Origin of the sequence: Mesorhizobium humile, assembly GCF_033977215.1 — a bacterium.
GTDB lineage: Bacteria > Pseudomonadota > Alphaproteobacteria > Rhizobiales > Rhizobiaceae > Mesorhizobium > Mesorhizobium humile.
The window spans coordinates 157,861-173,756 of record NZ_JAVIIV010000003.1 but is presented as its reverse complement, the minus strand read 5'-3'; the positions used below and the strand labels follow the sequence as shown (position 1 = coordinate 173,756).

Genomic DNA, 15,896 nt, shown 5'->3' with positions numbered 1-15,896 from the left:
TGATTTGTCGAAACCGCGCCCGGCGGGCGGCGGCTATTTCAAGGCTCTGATGGCGTAGTCGATAAGTTCGTCGGGCATCGCCCGGTTGGTCTTGGCAAGGCACTGCGCCACCATCTGCGGATGGCAGAGAATGACGGTCGCGGCGCCGAAGCAGCGCGAGGCTGTCTCCGGATCCTGCTCCCTGAACTCGCCGGCCTCGATGCCCTCGCGGATCACCTCGGCGTAGAGGTCGTGGATGCTGTTGACATGCGCGTCGATGACGCCCCAGTCGCGCTCCAAGGCGACGATGACCATCTCATGCACCTTCTCCTGGTCGAGCATGACCTCCAGCGTCATCTTGTACTGGGCATGGATGTAGCGGCGCAGCCGTTCCTCGGCGCTGATCGGCAGGTGCATGATCTCGTAGGCCATCTTGTAGCTGGCGCCGAGCATGCGGCCGCAGACCGCCTGGTGGATTTCAACCTTGGAGGCGAAGAAGCGGTAGATGTTGGCCGGCGACATGCCGAGCTCGCGGGCAATGTCGGCGACATTGGTCTTGCCGTAGCCGTAGTGGCGGAACAGGCGCTCGGCGCAGTCGAGAATGCGGGTCACATTCTCTTGTCTGGCGGGGTCTGCCACGATGTTGGCGGCTTCGGACATGGCGCTTTCGTTTTGACGAGTGACGAATTTCAATTTTCATCAGTCGTAAAACGAAAGTGACGGGGAGTCAACGCGAAATCGACGTACGCGTATAATTTGGTGACAGATGGTGACAGGAACAAGGGAGCGTTGGCGATTGGAGCCATGACCTGTGTGGCCGTCATCCACGGGCGAAGCAAGGAGCGAAGCGACGCGCGCAGACCCGAGGATCCATTCCGTGACGCTCGCCGAAGAGTGAGGCGGATCAAGATGTTACGTCAATTTGCGCGGTGCCGCTGGTGGCTATCCTCGCCCGCATGAGTACGCCCGCAAGGTCACGGCATGGATCCTAGGGTTTCCGCGACGTCGCTTCGCGACTGCTCCACCCTAGGATGACGAAAGTTAGATACCCTTCGCCATTTCCCTCAACCTGAACTTCTGGATCTTGCCCGTCGATGTCTTCGGGATCTCGGCAAACAGTACCGCCTTCGGCACCTTGAAGCGCGCCAACAGCCCTCGGCAATGCTCGATGATCTCGGCCTCGGTCGCGCTCTTGCCCGGCTTCAGCTCGACATAGGCGACCGGCACCTCGCCCCATTTCTCGTCCGCGCGGGCAACCACGCCGCAGGATGCGACCGACGGATGCTTATAGAGCGCGTCCTCGACCTCGATGGAGGAGATGTTCTCGCCACCCGAGATGATGATGTCCTTGGAGCGGTCCTTGAGCTGGATGTAGCCGTCGGGATGCATGACGCCGAGATCGCCGGAATGGAACCAGCCGCCGGCAAAGGCCTCGTCGGTCGCCTTCCTGTTCTTCAGATAGCCCTTCATGACGATGTTGCCGCGGAACATGACCTCGCCGATGGTCTCGCCGTCGGCCGGCGTCTCCACCATGGTATCCGGGTTCATCACTGTCAGCCCCTCGAGCGCGGCATAGCGCACGCCTTGGCGCGCCTTCTTCGCCGTCCTCGGTCCCTTCTCAAGCGCGTCCCACTCATTGTGCCATTCATTGACGACGGCCGGGCCATAGGTCTCGGTCAGGCCGTAGAGATGGGTGACGGCGAAGCCGGCGTCGGCCATGCCGGAAAGCACGGCCTCGGGCGGCGGCGCGGCCGCCGTGTTGAAGGTGACGATCTGCGGGAACTGGCGCTTGTCCTCGTCCTTGGCATTGATCAGCACCGACATGACGATCGGCGCGCCGCACAGATGGGTGACGCCATGGTCGGCGATCGCGTCATACATCGGCTTCGGCCTTACCCAGCGCAGGCAGACATGCGTGCCGGCCTGAACGGCCAAAGTCCAGGGGAAACACCAGCCATTGCAATGGAACATCGGCAGCGTCCAGAGATAGACCGCATGCTTGGCCATGCCGGCATGGATGGTGTTGGTATAGGCCATAAGCGCGGCGCCGCGATGGTGGTAGACGACGCCCTTCGGATTGCCCGTCGTGCCGGACGTGTAGTTGAGCGAGATGGCGTCCCATTCGTCATCGGGCATCGACCAGGCGAAAGCCTCGTCGCCGCCGGCGACGAACTCCTCATAATCAGCCGAGCCGATGCGCTCGCCCTTCGGATAGGGCGCGTCGGCCGCATAGTCCGGATCGTCATAGTCGATGACCAAGGGCTTCACCTTGGCCAATGCCAGCGCTTGCCTGACGACGCCCGAGAACTCGCGGTCGACGATCAGCACCTTGGTCTCGGCATGGTCGAGCTGGAAGGCGATGACGGCAGCGTCGAGGCGGGTGTTCAGCGAATGCAGCACCGCCTTGGTCATCGGCACGCCGAAATGCGCTTCCAGCATCGGCGGCGTGTTGGAGAGCATCACCGTCACCGTATCGCCCTTGCCGATGCCACGCTTGGCCAGCGCCGAGCCAAGCTTCAGCGAGCGGCGCCAGAAATCGCGGTAGATGATGCGCTGGCCGCCATGAATGATGGCGACATGGTCGGGATAGGTTTTTGCCGCGCGCTCGAGATAGGTCAGCGGCGTCAGCGGCTGGTGGTTGGCGGCGTTCCTGTCGAGATCCTGTTCGTAGGGATTGGCCATCCCGTTCTCCCCAAAGTTCTTTTCGAACTTTCTAACCTTGCGCATGCCGTCACGCTATCCCCCTCTCGTGGCTGAAAATGCTATGCTGCGCCAGCTTGGTGGAATGGCGATCCGGATTGAGCCGCGCCGTGAGACGATCGAGGCTCACGCGGGCAAATTTGACTTTTGTCGAGAGCCGTGACTAATGTCAGCCGAGGAGGCGGCATGGCGATCAGACCGGCAGAACAGCTCATCCACAAGGCCGCCTGGCTTTACTATGCCCACGGCCTTCGCCAGGACGAAGTGGCGAGCCAGCTCAACATTTCACGCGCCTCGGTCGCCATGTATCTGCGCAAGGCGCGCGAGACTGGCATCGTCAACATCTCGACCTCGACGCAGCTCTTCACCGACGACGTCACGGCGCGCCAGCTTGAAGACGCCTTCGGGCTCGACGCAGTCTGGATCGCGCCGGAAAATGCCTATCTCGCCGATCCCTCGACCGACATCGCCGTGCTGGCGGCGAGCGTCTTTCTCGAGTTGGTGAAGAAAGGCGACCGCATCGGCGTCGCCTGGGGCCGCACCGTCTACACCATCGCCGACATCATGTCCTTTGCCGACCTGCAGGACGTCACCGTGGTGCAGCTCTGCGGCAATCTCGGCGCGCCCTATTCCTATCGGCCCGACCAGTGCACGATGGAGATTGCGCGGCGGCTGAACGCCAAGGGCCTGAACTTCTACGCACCACTGGTGCTGTCGACGGAAGAGCTGGCCAAGAGCCTGCGCGCAGAACCGGTGATCCGCGACCAGCTTGCCGGCATCGCCGACTGCGACTTGGCACTCTACTCCGTCGGCGCGGTCGATGCCGACAGCCATCTGGTGAAATGCGGCGCGCTGTCGCCGGCCGAGATGGAAGCGCTGCGCAGCCAAGGTGCCGCCGGCGTCATCGCCGGGCAGATCATCGACGCCAAGGGCGAGGTGCTCGACTGCAGCTACAACCGGCGCGTCATCTCCGCCGAGCTCGCCTCGCTGCGTGCCATCGAGAAGCGGCTGATGGTGGTGCAGGAAGACACCAAGTTCGAGCCGCTGCTTTCGGCCATCGCCGGCGGGCTCTGCACGCATCTGGTGATCGGCGCGCATATGGCCGAGCGCCTGCTCGATCACGCAGACGAAGCCGGCAAAAAAGCCTCTTAGAAAAACCACCCTCGCCGCTTCTGTCATACAGGCGTCGCGGCTTTCTGTTCATGAGCAAAAAGACGAGTATCGGACGGATCGACATGAAGAACCTTTGGAATGACGCCGACGCTGAAAAGATGGTTGCCGACTATGCCAGGAAGGGCGTCAGCCGCGACCTTGCGCTGCGCGTCTACACGACCCGCCTGCTCGGCGGCGAGCCGCGGTTGGTGCTGCATGGCGGCGGCAACACGTCCTGCAAGACCAAGGCCACCGATCTCATCGGCGACGAATGGGACGTGCTCTGCGTCAAGGGCAGCGGCTGGGACATGGCCGTCATCGAGCCGCAAGGCCTGCCGGCTGTGAAGATGGGTGCGCTGCTCAAGGCGCGCTCCCTGGAAACGCTCGCCGACGAGGACATGGTGGCGCTGCAGCGCTCCAACCTCATCGACCCCGCCTCCCCGAACCCATCGGTGGAAACGCTGCTGCACGCCTTCCTGCCGCACCGTTTTGTCGACCACACGCATTCGACGGCGATCCTCGCCATCGTCGACCAGCAAGACAGCAAGCCGCTGATCGAGACCGTGTTCGGCGACAGACTAGGTTACGTGCCCTACATCAAGCCGGGCTTCGACCTCGCCAAGGTGGCGGCGGAAGTGTTCGACGCCGATCCGAGCGTCGAAGGCCTGATCCTCGACAAGCATGGCATCTTCACCTTCGGCGACGATGCCAAGCAGGCCTATGACCGCATGATCCACTACGTGAACGTGGCCGAGGACTATGTCGCCAAAAACGGCAAGCCGCAGGCGGCCAAGGCGGCGCTGCCGGCAAAGCTCGCCAAGCCCGGCGACATCGCGCCGACGTTGCGCGGCGCCGTCGCCGTGGCGCGCGGCGAAGGCCGTTTCGACCGCATGATCAGCGACTTCCGCACCTCGGATGCGATCGTCGATTTCATCAATTCTGCGAAGATCGCCGACTATGCCGGCCGTGGCGTGTCGACGCCCGACCTGTCGATCCGCATCAAGACCGGACCGATGGCCGTGCCCGCGCCCGACGCCGACAAGCTCGGTGACTACAAGGGCGTCGTGCGCAGCCATGTCGAGGCTTTCGTCAAGGACTACACCACCTATTTCGAGACCAATGACGCGCTGGACGACGTCAAGCGCACCATGCTCGACCCGATGCCACGGCTGACGCTGGTGCCGGGGCTGGGCATGTTCGGCCATGGCCGCACGCTAAAGGACGCCAAGATCGCCTCAGATGTCGGCGAGATGTGGATCGAGGCGGTGCGCGGCGCCGAAGCCGTCGGCAATTTCCATCCGCTCTCCAAGGCCGACCTCTTTCCGCTCGAATACTGGTCGCTGGAGCAAGCCAAGCTCGCCTCCAACAAGCCGAAGCCGCTGACCGGCCAGGTGGTGCTGATCACCGGCGGCGCCGGCGCGATCGGCGCCGCGACGGCAAAACTGTTCGCCGCCAACGGTGCGCATGCGGTGATCGTCGACCTCGATCCGGCCAAGGCGGCGGACGCGGCGAAGGCGGCAGGCAACAACTCGATCGGTGTCGGCGCCGACATCACCAACCCGGCCGAAATGCGCGCCGCCTTCGACAAGGCGGTCGCCGTCTATGGCGGCGTCGATATCCTGGTCTCGAATGCGGGCGCGGCCTGGGAAGGCCGCATCGGCGAGCTCGACGACGCCATGCTGCGCAAGAGCTTCGAGCTCAACTTCTTTGCCCACCAGTCGGCGGCGCAGAACGCGGTTCGCATCATGCTGGAACAGGGCACCGGCGGCGTTCTGCTCTTCAACACCTCCAAGCAGGCGATCAATCCCGGCCCGAAATTCGGCGCCTATGGCATCCCCAAGGCCGCAACGCTGTTCCTGTCCAGGCAATATGCGCTGGACTACGGCGCCTATGGCATCCGTTCCAATGCGGTCAACGCCGACCGCATCCGCTCCGGCCTTCTGACCGATGCGATGATCGCCAGCCGCTCCGGCGCGCGCGGCGTGTCGGAGAAGGAATACATGTCCGGCAATCTGCTGGGGCAGGAAGTGACGGCCGACGACGTGGCGCAGGCTTTCCTGCATCAGGCCCTGGCCGAACGCACCACCGCGGACGTGACGACCGTGGACGGCGGCAACATCGCGGCGGCGCTGCGCTGAGGACGTAACAACACAGCCTTGGAGCGGTTCACCGTTTCATAAACGGATGAACCGCTCCTCGTCTTGACGCGGTTTCGAACGGAAGGCCTTTCGCGCTTCTGCTGAAAAACTGCTTCAACCGGTCAAAGTCCCACTCCAATCCTTCGGTTACTACTCCGGAGAGTTGAAGGGGGATGTCTGGTGTTTCGCGTACGAGCTCCGACCCCGATCATTGGTGGAGTTGTCGATGCCCGCGAAAAGACTGCGTATCGGTGTGCTGTTCGGCGGGCGCTCCGCCGAGCACGAGGTGTCGCTGCTTTCGGCGGCCAATGTCATGGCCGCGCTCGATCCGGCGAAATACGACGCCGTGCCGATCTTCGTCACGCGCGAAGGGCAGTGGCTGCTGAGCGGTTTCGAGAACGGCGCTCTCGCCACGCCCTCCAGCGGCACTGAAATCTGCCTGGTGCCGGGCGGGCATGGGCGGATGCTGGCGATCCCTGCCAGCGGCTCTCCTTACCCGCTGCCCGCCATCGATGTCCTGTTTCCAGTGCTGCATGGCCTGCATGGCGAGGACGGCGCGGTGCAGGGATTGGCGGAAGTGGCGCGCGTGCCGCTCGCCGGCTGCGGCATCCTCGGCTCGGCCACCGCCCTCGACAAGGACATCGCCAAGCGGCTGCTGAAGGCGGCGGGCGTGCCTGTCGCGCGCTCGGCGACGATCGATGAGGCTGCGCCGCCGTCGCTTGCCGACCTCGAAGACAAGCTCGGCTTGCCGCTGTTCATCAAGCCGGCGCGGCAGGGCTCGTCGGTCGGTGTGGCAAAGGTCAATGGCAGCCAGGAATTCGATCGCGCGCTGTCGGAAGCGTTCCAGCACGACAGCAAGCTGCTGGCGGAGGAATTCGTTCGCGGCCGCGAGATAGAGTTCAGCGTGCTGGAGAGCCCAGCGGGCGAGCTCTTCGTCTCGCGGCCGGGCGAGATCGTGCCTGCCGAAAGCCACGGCTTCTATAACTACAACGCCAAATATATCGACGAGAATGGCGCGGCCCTGACCGTGCCGGCCGAGCTGCCGTTGGAAGCCGAGACGGCCATGCGCGACATGGCCGCCAAGGCGTTCCGGGCGCTCGGCTGCGACGGCATGGCCCGCGTCGACTTCTTCCTGATGCCGGACATGACATTCCTGATCAACGAGCTCAACACCATTCCGGGCTTCACCAACATCAGCATGTACGCCAAGGCGATGGCGGCCAGCGGCGTCGGCTATCCAGAGGTCATCGACCGTCTGGTGGCGCATGGGTTGGCGCGGGCCGGCCGGTGAAAAAATCTGAGGAATTGGACGCGGGGTTGCCGTTTGTCTTGGTACAAGATTTTCCGCTCATTATCGTGAAATCAGCGCGAACACCGGAGATTGGTTGAAGCCGCCCCAAGTCGTCATTCTATGGCGGAGCAAGGAGCGAAGCGACGCGGCGCAGACCATAGAATCCATTCCGTGATGTTGAGGCGTTGCCACGATGCAGAATTCTGCTCCGTTGCACTCCTTGGCGAAGGTAACGGCATGGATTCTAGGGTCTTCGCGACGGAGCTTCGCTCCTGCTCCGCCCTAGAATGACGACGGCGTGGGCGTTTCGGCCAATCCCCAAGGCATGCCACCTGCCAACGCAAACAGAGCCGACCAGTCAAATCCCTGTGCTGGAGCGACTAGCCCCATCATCGTGGCCGGCTTCATTCCGGCAGGCCGGCCTTGCGGAAGCCGTCGACGAAATGCTCCAGCACCGCGTCGTCGCGGAACGGCTCTGTGTCGACCCAGCGCCGCGTGGAAAAATGCGGATTGCCGACCAGGAACAGCGCAACCTCGGTGCGCGCCTCGTCGAGGCGGCCGAGCTGAGCAAGGGCTGCCGCCAGGAAGCGGCGTGAGCTGGTGCGATAGGTCTCGTCGCGCCGCAGCGTCTCGACAGCGGCCTCATAGTCGCGGGCCGCATATTGCGCCTGGCCGAGCGTGAGATAATACCAGCTCGGTGGAAACGGGTTCAGCCGGAACGCCTTGCGAATGTGTTCGAGACTCAAGTCTATCTGCCCGGCCAGAACCTCGATGTCGGACAGGGTCGCCCAGATGTCGGCCTCGTTCGGATCGAGCTCGATCGCCTTGGCGAATTCGGCCTCGGACCGCCCGAAATCACGTTCATAGGCAAGAAGGTTCGCCAGAACCCAGCGGCAACCGGCATCGTTGGGATCGATCGCCACAGCCTTGCGCGCCAGTTCGAGGGACGTGCTGCGGGCAGGCTCGAACGGCTCGCCCCAATGCACCCAGCCCATCCAGTGGTTCATGGCGAGCCAGCGATAGGCCTCCGCGTAGTCGGGGTCGAGCGTGATGGCGCGCGTCAGCATCAGATGCGCTTCGCGCGCCATCTGCGGCGACTCGTCGAACATCTTTCGCGCCCGCACGACGAGATCATAGGCTTCGAGGTTCTTCGGCCGGTTGCGCGCCGGCGGCGCGCGCAATCGACCGAGCAGCGCCTCGACGATCTTGGCGGTCGCCTCATCCTGGACGGCGAAAATGTCTTCCAGGCCGCGATCGAAACGCTCCGCCCACAGATGCTCGCCGCTCAGCGCGTCGATCAGCTGCGCGTTGATGCGCACGCGCCCGGCGGCGCGCCTCGCACTGCCCTCAAGCAGAAAACGCACGCCGAGTTCGCCGGCGATGGCGCGCACATCCATGGCCTTGCCCTTATAGGCAAACACCGAGTTGCGCGCGATGACGAACAGGCCCGGGATCCGCGAGAGATCGGTGATCAGGTCTTCGGTCAGGCCGTCGGCAAAAGAATCCTGCTCGGGATCGTTGCTCAGATTGACGAAGGGCAGCACGGCGATCGATGGCTTGTCGGGTAGCGGCAAGGGTTTGCGCCTGGCGTCGGCCTGTTCGACGGCGCCGGCGAAGCGATAGCCGACGCGCGGCACCGTGGCGATCCATTCGCCGCCACCGGCCGCCGGACCGAGCAGCTTCCTGAGTTGGGCAATCTGCACGGTGAGATTGCCTTCCTCGACGGCCGTGCCCGGCCAGGCAGCGTCCATCAACTCGGCCTTGGCCAGGATTTCGCCGGGGCGCGCAATGAGCGCTTCCAAAAGCTTCAGCCCGCGGTGACCTGCGGCAACGGGAACATCGCCCCGCAGCAGCGTTCCCGCGCCAGGATCAAACACGAACGGTCCAAAAGCGAAGCGCGATCCCTGCATGCGGGGCATCTATAGCCGATTTGGAAGTTTTGAGAACTATTTGGGAGGGCTTAATTACGCCGCCGGGCGCCTGCGGCACACTGCAATCTCAATCAGATCACGGGTTTCCGAACCCGCACCGCATGGAGGTTGCCATGAACCACATTCTTGCGCCTTGCACACCTTTGGCGACGTGCCCAGCCGAGATCAAGGGCCGCCGGCGTTACAGCCTCTCAGCCTTGCGCAGCCTTTTCGCCGAGCGACGGAAGCAGGCCTATTTTCGCTTCGAGCTCAAGCGCATGGTGACGGACAATCCGCATCTGATCGACGACATCGGACTGACGAAAAAAGAGGTTGAAGCGGAGATCGCGAAACTTCCGTTCTGGCAAAGATGAGGTCGCAACGGTCCCCTGAAAAAGACAGAGAGCGGCCCGTTGGACCGCTCTCTCCATCAGTGACAGGCAGAACCCTTATTTGGCGTTCGGGTTCGGCATCCAGGCAGGCATCGCAACATCGGCATGGGCGAACTGCGGCAGCTTGGCCGACAGGTCTTCCATGTTCTTGATGTCCTTGTCGATCAGCTCCTTCTGGGTGATCAGCGTCGGCGGCACGATGACGTTGTGGCCGGGGTCCTCACCGGCGAGCAACTGCGCCAAAGCGCGCACCGAGACCTGACCGACGACGGCCGGGTTGGTGGCGGCGGTGGCCGCCCAGGCGCTGTCGGGCTCGCGCATCGCGGCGATGTCCGAGGTCGAGATGTCGGCCGAGTAGATCTTGATGCCCTTGTTCAGGCCCGCCTCGTCGACGGCGATCTTCACGCCCTTGGCGAACTCGTCATAGGGCGCGAACATCACCTTGATGTCTGGATGCGCCTGCAGCACCGAGCGCGCCTGGTTGGCGACCGAGTTGGCGATCGGGTTGTCGAGCGTGCCGAACATGGCGACCTCGTTGATGCCCGAATACTTCTTCTTCACGTCCACCCAGGTCTCGTTGCGGCGGTCGAGCGGGGCGATGCCGGCGACATAGACATAGCCGGCCTTCCAGCTTTCGCCATTGTCCTTCACCGCCTGCTCGAGCGCCAGCTTGGCAAGATCCTTGTCCGACTGCTCGATCTGCGGGATCTTCGGGTTCTCGACATTGACGTCGAAGGCAACCACCTTGATGCCCGCATCCACCGCGCGCTGGGCGGCATCCTTCATCGATTCCGTCAGGCCGTGCTGGATGATGATGCCCTGCACGCCGAGCGCAATCGCCTGGTCGACCATGTCGGCCTGGAGGGCGGCGTCCTGGCGGCTGTCCAGCACGCGCAGGTCGACGCCGAGCGCCTTGGCCTGCGCCTCGACGCCCGAGAGATAGGCCTGGAAGAAGTCACCGGTCGAAAGATAGCGCACCAGCGCGATCTTCACGCCCGGCTTGTCGAACGGCGCCGGCTTGTCCGCCGCCAAAGCCGTGCCCTGCATCAGCAGCGCCGCGCCGGCGAGGCCGAGTGCTGCCTTCCCCAAAAGTCTTCTTGTGATGCTCACTTCGTTTTCCTCCGTTTTGTCTCAATGCCCCGGTCGAAACTATCTCTTGCCCCTGCCGGAAAGGGCGAAGGTGAAGACAAGGGCGACGACGAGAACCGCGCCCTTGACGAAATCCTGCGTGTAGTAGGGAGCGTTCATCATCGTCAGGCCTTGCAGCAGGACGCCGACGAACACCGCGCCGACGGCCGTGCCGAAGGCGTTCGGCTTGGCGGCGCCGAGTACCGCGTAGCCGATGAGCGCCGCGGCGACAGCGTCAAGCAAGAGATTATTACCCGAGGCGATGTCGCCGCGTCCAAGCCGGGCGGCGAGCAGAATCCCGCCGATCGAGGCAAAAACTCCCGAAATCACATAAGCCCAGATTTTGTATGCCTTGACAGGCGCGCCAGCGAGTTCAGCCGCCCTCTCGTTGGAGCCGACCGCATACATCATGCGGCCGAAGCGGGTGTATTCGAGGAAGAACCAGATCAGCACCGCGAGCACCACCAGCACCACCACCGAAACCGGGATCAGGTTCGGAATGAAGAAGTCGATGCGGTGGCGGCCGAGCGCCAGGAAGGCTTCCGAGAACTTGCCGTTGGCGACCGAGCCGTCGGGCATGGTCATGCCGGTGGCGATCGAGCGGCCTTCGGTCGGGATGCGCTGCAGGCCGAGCAGCAGGAACATCATGCCGAGCGTGGCCAGCAGATCGGGCACGCGCATATAGACGATCAGCCAGCCATTGATCAGGCCGACGATGACGCCGATGACGAGGCAGGCGATGACGGCAACGATCGCATTCTGCTCCAGCACGACCATGGCGTAGGAAGCCGCCATCATGGCGCTGGTGGCGACCGAGCCGATCGAGAGGTCGAAGCCGCCGACGACCAGCGTCGCGGTGACGCCGAGCGCCAGCACGCCGGTGATGGCCACCGACTGGAAGATGAAGACGGCACTTTGCGGCGAAGCGAAACCGTCGGCGGCGATCGCGAAATAGGCGATCAAGCCGACCAGCAGGACGATGAAGCCGTAGCGGATGGCGTAGTCGCGCAACATCACTCAGCGCCCCGCCGCGCGGCATTCGAAGTCAAACGCATTCCAAGTCCACTCCATGCAAATTACTCGACCTCATGCCGCGCTGTGAAGCGGTCCGCCGGCCACTTCCGCCAGCAGCCGGTCGAGGTCGATGTCGGCGTTGCGGTGCTCGCCGACGATCGTGTGTTCCGACATCACCAGGATACGGTCGGCGGTCTCCAGCGCCTCGTCGATCTCGGTGACGAAAATGAGCGTCGCGCGGCCGTCGGCGCTGGCCCTCAGCTTGGCCGCGATGTCGCGGCGCGCCGAGATGTCGACGCCCTGGAAGGGCTCGTCGAGGATGAAGAGCCGCGAGGCCTGAGACATCCAGCGCGCCACCATGACCTTCTGCTGGTTGCCGCCGGAAAGCGCCGACAGCTCGTCCTTCTCCGAGCGGCAGACGATGCCGAGCTCGTCGATCTGGCGGCGTGCGACGGCGCGCTCGGCGCGCTTCTTCATGACGCCCAGGCCCGACATGCGCTTGAGGAACGGCAGGCTGATGTTGCGCTCGATGTTGAAGCCGCCGACGATGCCGCTCGCGGCGCGATCCTTGGCGACCAGGAAGACGCCAGCTGCGATCGCCTCGCGCGCCGAGCCCGGCGTGTAGGGCTTGCCGTCCATATGCATGGTGCCGGCAAGTGGCTTGCGCACGCCGAACAGCGTTTCCGCCAAAGCCGTCTTGCCGACGCCGACCAGACCGGTGATCGCCACCACCTCGCCGGTGCCGAGCGTCATCGAGATCGGCCTCGACCCTTGCGCGATCCGCAGGCTCTCGGCGGTGAAGACGGCTCGGGCGGAACTCCGCGCCACCACCTGGTCGAGATGGATCTTGCGGCCGAGCATGGCGTTGACCGCGCCCTCATAGTCGAGCGGCTTTTTGTCAAAGACGCCGGAGACGATGCCGTCGCGCATCGAAACGATCCGATCTGCGAGCCGCCTTATGTCGGACATGCGGTGTGAGATGTAGAGGATGGCGACGCCGTGCCCGCGCAGCCGGTCGATCAGCGAAAACAGCCGGTCGGCCTCGGCGCTCGACAGCGACGAGGTCGGCTCGTCGAGGATCAGGACTTTGGGCTGGTGCGCCATGGCCCGCGCAATGGCCACCATCTGCCGATCCGCCAACGAAAGGTCGCTGACGCGCGCCTTGAGATCGATCGCGAGCCCCATGCGGTCGGCGACGGCTCTCGCTTCGGCCCGGACATTGGCAGGCTTGAAAAGCAACGACGCGCCTTTGCCGCTCAGCCGGTCGAGCGTCAGATTGGTGGCGACATCGAGATCGGCCACCACGCCGTCATTGATGTTCTGATGCACGGTGACGACGCCGGCGCGGATGGCTTCGGCGGGGGTCTGCGGGTCGAAGGCCTTGCCGGCGAGCTGCATCGAGCCGGCGCCGCGCGAATAAACGCCGCTGACGATCTTGACCAGGGTGGACTTGCCGGCGCCGTTGGCGCCCATCAGCACGGTCACCTCGCCCGCAAAGAGGTCGAGCGAGATGCCGCCAAGCACCTCGTTCTGGCCGAAGGATTTCCTCAGGCCCTCCACATGGAACACGGCATCTGCGCCCATCCGTTCCTCCCGGCTGGTGACGCTATGGGCTCATTCGGCAATTGTCAACACGATTGACATTTGCCAAAGCGCTTCCTAGCTTGGCCCCGCCGCCGTGGCTCCGCTATCGTCGGAAACCGCGCGCAGGAGGGGAGAGCATGACCGGGAAGTTCGAAGCATTGTCGGTGGAAACGCTGCCGAAGCGCCTTGGCGAGACCACGGCGCTGACCGAGCGCATCGGCAAGGACGCCGGCCAGTGGAAGGTACGCGAGGTCGGCGACGGCAATCTCAACCTCGTCTTCATCGTCGAGGGCGACCAGGGCGCCGCGGTGGTCAAGCAGGCGCTGCCCTATGTGCGGCTGGTCGGCGACAGCTGGCCGCTGCCGCTCAAGCGCTCCTTCTTCGAATATCATGCGCTGACCAGGCAGGAGGCACGCGCGCCCGGCTCGGTGCCGGCGATCTACCATTTCGACGAGACCCAGGCGCTGATCGTCATGGAATATCTGGCGCCGCCGCACATCATCTTGCGGCGCGCGCTGATCGACGGCCGCGAACTGCCGAACATCGCGCGCGACATCGGCCTGTTCATGGCCCGCACGCTGTTCCGCGGCTCGGACCTGTCGATGGTGACGAAAGAGCGCAAGGCCGACCTGGCGCTGTTCGCCGACAATGTCGAGCTCTGCGACATCACCGAGAACCTGGTGTTTTCCGATCCCTATTTCGACGCCAAGATGAACCGGCACACCTCGCCGCAGCTCGACGGCCTGGTGGCGGAGCTGCGCGCCGACCGCGACCTCAAGGTCGAAGCGCAGCGGCTGAAGCATCTCTTTGCCGCCAATGCCGAGACGCTGCTGCATGGCGATCTTCATTCCGGCTCGATCATGGTGACCGACACGGAGACCCGGATGATCGATCCGGAATTCGCCTTCTACGGCCCGATCGCCTTCGATGTCGGCATGCTGCTCGCCAATTTCTGGATGGCCTTCTTTTCGCAGCACGGCCATGAGGAGAACGGCAGCAGGAACTCGATGCGCGCCTATCTGCTCGGTGTCACGGCCGAGACCTGGGCAGTGTTCCGCGCCGAATTCTCGCATCTGTGGCGCACCGAGCGTACCGGCATCCTCTACCAGAAGAGCCTGTTCGAGGATCAGGGCGACCTGCTCGGCTCCGAACAAGCGCTCGATCACATGCTGCATTCCATCTGGACCGACCTGCTCGGCTTTGCCGGCATCGAGGTGCACCGGCGCATCCTCGGGCTAGCCCACAATGCCGATTTCGAGACCATTGCCGATCAAGACCTGCGCGCCACATGTGAGGCCAAGGCTTTGCGCTTCGGCCGCCACATCGCCGTCAACCGGCGCCAGATCCACAGCATCGACGAGGTCAACAATCTCGCCGCGCTGATCGAACAGGAGAACAGAATTTGAACGTCGGCGAACGCCACTACCGCACCATCTGGCTCAGCGACGACAAGCGGTCGATCGAGATCATCGACCAGCGCTGGCTGCCGCATGAGTTCCGCATCGAGACGATCGGAACGGTCGCCGGCATCGCCACCGCGATCCGCGACATGTGGGTGCGCGGCGCGCCGCTGATCGGCGTCACCGCCGCCTATGGCGTCGCCATCCAGATGCAGGACGATCCGTCGGACGAAGCGCTCGACGCCGTATGGGAGACGCTGCACAAAACGCGGCCGACGGCGATCAACCTGCGCTGGGCGCTGGACGAGATGCGGCGCTTCCTCAAGCCGCTGGCGCCCGAAGCGCGCGCGGAAGCTGCCTACCGGCGCGCCGCCGAAATCGCCGATGAGGATGTCGGTTTGAACCGCGCCATCGGCGAGAACGGGCTTGCCATCATCAAGGAGATCGCGGCGAAGAAGAAGCCGGGCGAGACGGTCAACATCCTCACCCATTGCAATGCCGGCTGGCTGGCGACCGTCGACTACGGCACTGCCACCGCGCCGATCTATCTCGCGACCGAGGCCGGCATTCCGGTGCATGTCTATGTCGACGAGACCAGGCCGCGCAACCAGGGCGCCCAGCTGACCGCCTGGGAGATGGCCGGACACGGCGTGCCGCACACGCTGATCGTCGACAATGCCGGCGGCCATCTGATGCAGCATGGCGACATCGACATGGTGATCGTCGGCACCGACCGCACCACGGCCAATGGCGACGTCTGCAACAAGATCGGCACCTACCTGAAGGCTTTGGCCGCCGCCGACAATGACGTGCCGTTCTACGTGGCGCTGCCCTCGCCCACCATCGACTGGACGGTCGCGGACGGGCTCGCCGAAATCCCGATCGAGGAACGCTCCGGCGACGAGGTTTCGCTTGTCTGGGGCAAGACGGCGGACGGCAAGATCGCGCAGGTGCGGGTCTCGCCGGATGCGACACCGGCGGCGAACCCTGCCTTCGACGTGACGCCGGCGCGGCTGGTGACAGGGCTTATCACCGAGCGCGGCGTGGCGAAGGCCTCGCGCGAGGGGCTGAAGGCGATGTTTCCGGAGCGTGGGTGATTGGCTGATCTCCCCCACCACGTCGTCATTCTCGGGCTTGACCCGAGAATCCATGCCGTGACCTCCGCCATCGAGCGCAGCGGTGCAGAATTCTGTAGCCGTTGCAACACG

12 protein-coding genes are annotated in these 15,896 nt (G+C 64.1%); 6 read left to right on the top strand and 6 right to left on the bottom strand.

The annotated features are described in order from the left end of the window. Positions 1–33 precede the first annotated feature (33 nt). Together RFM52_RS06185 and RFM52_RS06180 are read right to left on the bottom strand one after the other, a co-directional pair. Positions 34–639, bottom strand: coding sequence for a TetR/AcrR family transcriptional regulator (locus tag RFM52_RS06185; RefSeq protein WP_320294624.1), 606 nt, complete (start codon positions 637–639; stop codon positions 34–36). Positions 640–1,020: 381 nt separating this feature from the next. Next, positions 1,021–2,661, bottom strand: coding sequence for an acyl-CoA synthetase (locus RFM52_RS06180; RefSeq protein ID WP_320294623.1), 1,641 nt, complete (start codon positions 2,659–2,661; stop codon positions 1,021–1,023). Between the two features lie 204 nt (positions 2,662–2,865). Between RFM52_RS06180 and RFM52_RS06175 the strand changes: the two genes are divergently transcribed. The 3 genes from RFM52_RS06175 to RFM52_RS06165 all read left to right on the top strand — a co-directional run bounded on the left by RFM52_RS06175 (position 2,866) and on the right by RFM52_RS06165 (position 7,260). Beyond that, positions 2,866–3,831 (top strand): sugar-binding transcriptional regulator, encoded by a 966-nt coding sequence (locus tag RFM52_RS06175; protein WP_320294622.1) that lies wholly within the window; start codon positions 2,866–2,868, stop codon positions 3,829–3,831. A gap of 83 nt (positions 3,832–3,914) precedes the next feature. After that, entirely contained in the window at positions 3,915–5,969 is a 2,055-nt protein-coding gene (locus tag RFM52_RS06170; RefSeq protein WP_320295023.1) for a bifunctional aldolase/short-chain dehydrogenase, read from the top strand. Between the two features lie 226 nt (positions 5,970–6,195). Continuing rightward, positions 6,196–7,260, top strand: coding sequence for a D-alanine--D-alanine ligase family protein (locus tag RFM52_RS06165; protein ID WP_320294621.1), 1,065 nt, complete (start codon positions 6,196–6,198; stop codon positions 7,258–7,260). 404 nt (positions 7,261–7,664) lie between these two features. Here RFM52_RS06165 and RFM52_RS06160 read toward each other — a convergent pair whose 3' ends face one another. After that, positions 7,665–9,179 carry a winged helix-turn-helix domain-containing tetratricopeptide repeat protein gene (locus tag RFM52_RS06160; RefSeq protein ID WP_320294620.1) on the bottom strand — a complete coding sequence of 505 codons (1,515 nt, stop codon included), beginning with the start codon at positions 9,177–9,179 and terminating at the stop codon, positions 7,665–7,667. Between the two features lie 125 nt (positions 9,180–9,304). Here RFM52_RS06160 and RFM52_RS06155 point away from each other — a divergent pair, with 125 nt between their 5' ends. Further along, positions 9,305–9,544: a DUF1127 domain-containing protein gene (locus RFM52_RS06155; RefSeq protein ID WP_320295022.1), complete on the top strand. Its 240-nt coding sequence runs from the start codon at positions 9,305–9,307 to the stop codon at positions 9,542–9,544. A 75-nt stretch (positions 9,545–9,619) separates the two neighbouring features. On the opposite strand, the gene RFM52_RS06150 is transcribed toward RFM52_RS06155, so the two are convergent. From RFM52_RS06150 to RFM52_RS06140, 3 genes are all read right to left on the bottom strand, one after another. Next, entirely contained in the window at positions 9,620–10,672 is a 1,053-nt protein-coding gene (locus RFM52_RS06150) for a substrate-binding domain-containing protein (protein WP_320294619.1), read from the bottom strand. Between the two features lie 39 nt (positions 10,673–10,711). Continuing rightward, the gene (locus tag RFM52_RS06145) at positions 10,712–11,707 is read right to left on the bottom strand and encodes an ABC transporter permease (protein ID WP_140809419.1); all 996 of its coding nucleotides are present in this window, start codon (positions 11,705–11,707) and stop codon (positions 10,712–10,714) included. A gap of 69 nt (positions 11,708–11,776) precedes the next feature. Continuing rightward, positions 11,777–13,288, bottom strand: a complete 1,512-nt coding sequence (locus RFM52_RS06140; RefSeq protein WP_320294618.1) for a sugar ABC transporter ATP-binding protein — start codon at positions 13,286–13,288, stop codon at positions 11,777–11,779. Positions 13,289–13,425: 137 nt separating this feature from the next. Here RFM52_RS06140 and mtnK point away from each other — a divergent pair, with 137 nt between their 5' ends. Both mtnK and mtnA read left to right on the top strand, forming a co-directional pair. Continuing rightward, the gene (gene mtnK / locus RFM52_RS06135; protein WP_320294617.1) at positions 13,426–14,694 is read left to right on the top strand and encodes an S-methyl-5-thioribose kinase; all 1,269 of its coding nucleotides are present in this window, start codon (positions 13,426–13,428) and stop codon (positions 14,692–14,694) included. Next, on the top strand, positions 14,691–15,785 hold the full coding sequence (gene mtnA, locus RFM52_RS06130; protein ID WP_320294616.1) for an S-methyl-5-thioribose-1-phosphate isomerase: 1,095 nt from the start codon (positions 14,691–14,693) through the stop codon (positions 15,783–15,785). Before mtnK ends, mtnA begins: the two co-directional genes overlap by 4 nt. Positions 15,786–15,896 lie beyond the last annotated feature (111 nt).

What these genes read in the sequence shown, in the direction of transcription:
- RFM52_RS06185 (WP_320294624.1), bottom strand. Translation starts at nt 639, where the DNA reads ATGTCCGAAGCCGCCAACATCGTGGCAGACCCCGCCAGACAAGAGAAT.
- RFM52_RS06140 (WP_320294618.1), bottom strand. Translation starts at nt 13,288, where the DNA reads ATGGGCGCAGATGCCGTGTTCCATGTGGAGGGCCTGAGGAAATCCTTC.
- RFM52_RS06175 (WP_320294622.1), top strand. Translation starts at nt 2,866, where the DNA reads ATGGCGATCAGACCGGCAGAACAGCTCATCCACAAGGCCGCCTGGCTT.
- RFM52_RS06165 (WP_320294621.1), top strand. Translation starts at nt 6,196, where the DNA reads ATGCCCGCGAAAAGACTGCGTATCGGTGTGCTGTTCGGCGGGCGCTCC.
- RFM52_RS06180 (WP_320294623.1), bottom strand. Translation starts at nt 2,661, where the DNA reads ATGGCCAATCCCTACGAACAGGATCTCGACAGGAACGCCGCCAACCAC.
- RFM52_RS06155 (WP_320295022.1), top strand. Translation starts at nt 9,305, where the DNA reads ATGAACCACATTCTTGCGCCTTGCACACCTTTGGCGACGTGCCCAGCC.
- RFM52_RS06160 (WP_320294620.1), bottom strand. Translation starts at nt 9,179, where the DNA reads ATGCCCCGCATGCAGGGATCGCGCTTCGCTTTTGGACCGTTCGTGTTT.
- mtnK (WP_320294617.1), top strand. Translation starts at nt 13,426, where the DNA reads ATGACCGGGAAGTTCGAAGCATTGTCGGTGGAAACGCTGCCGAAGCGC.
- RFM52_RS06170 (WP_320295023.1), top strand. Translation starts at nt 3,915, where the DNA reads ATGAAGAACCTTTGGAATGACGCCGACGCTGAAAAGATGGTTGCCGAC.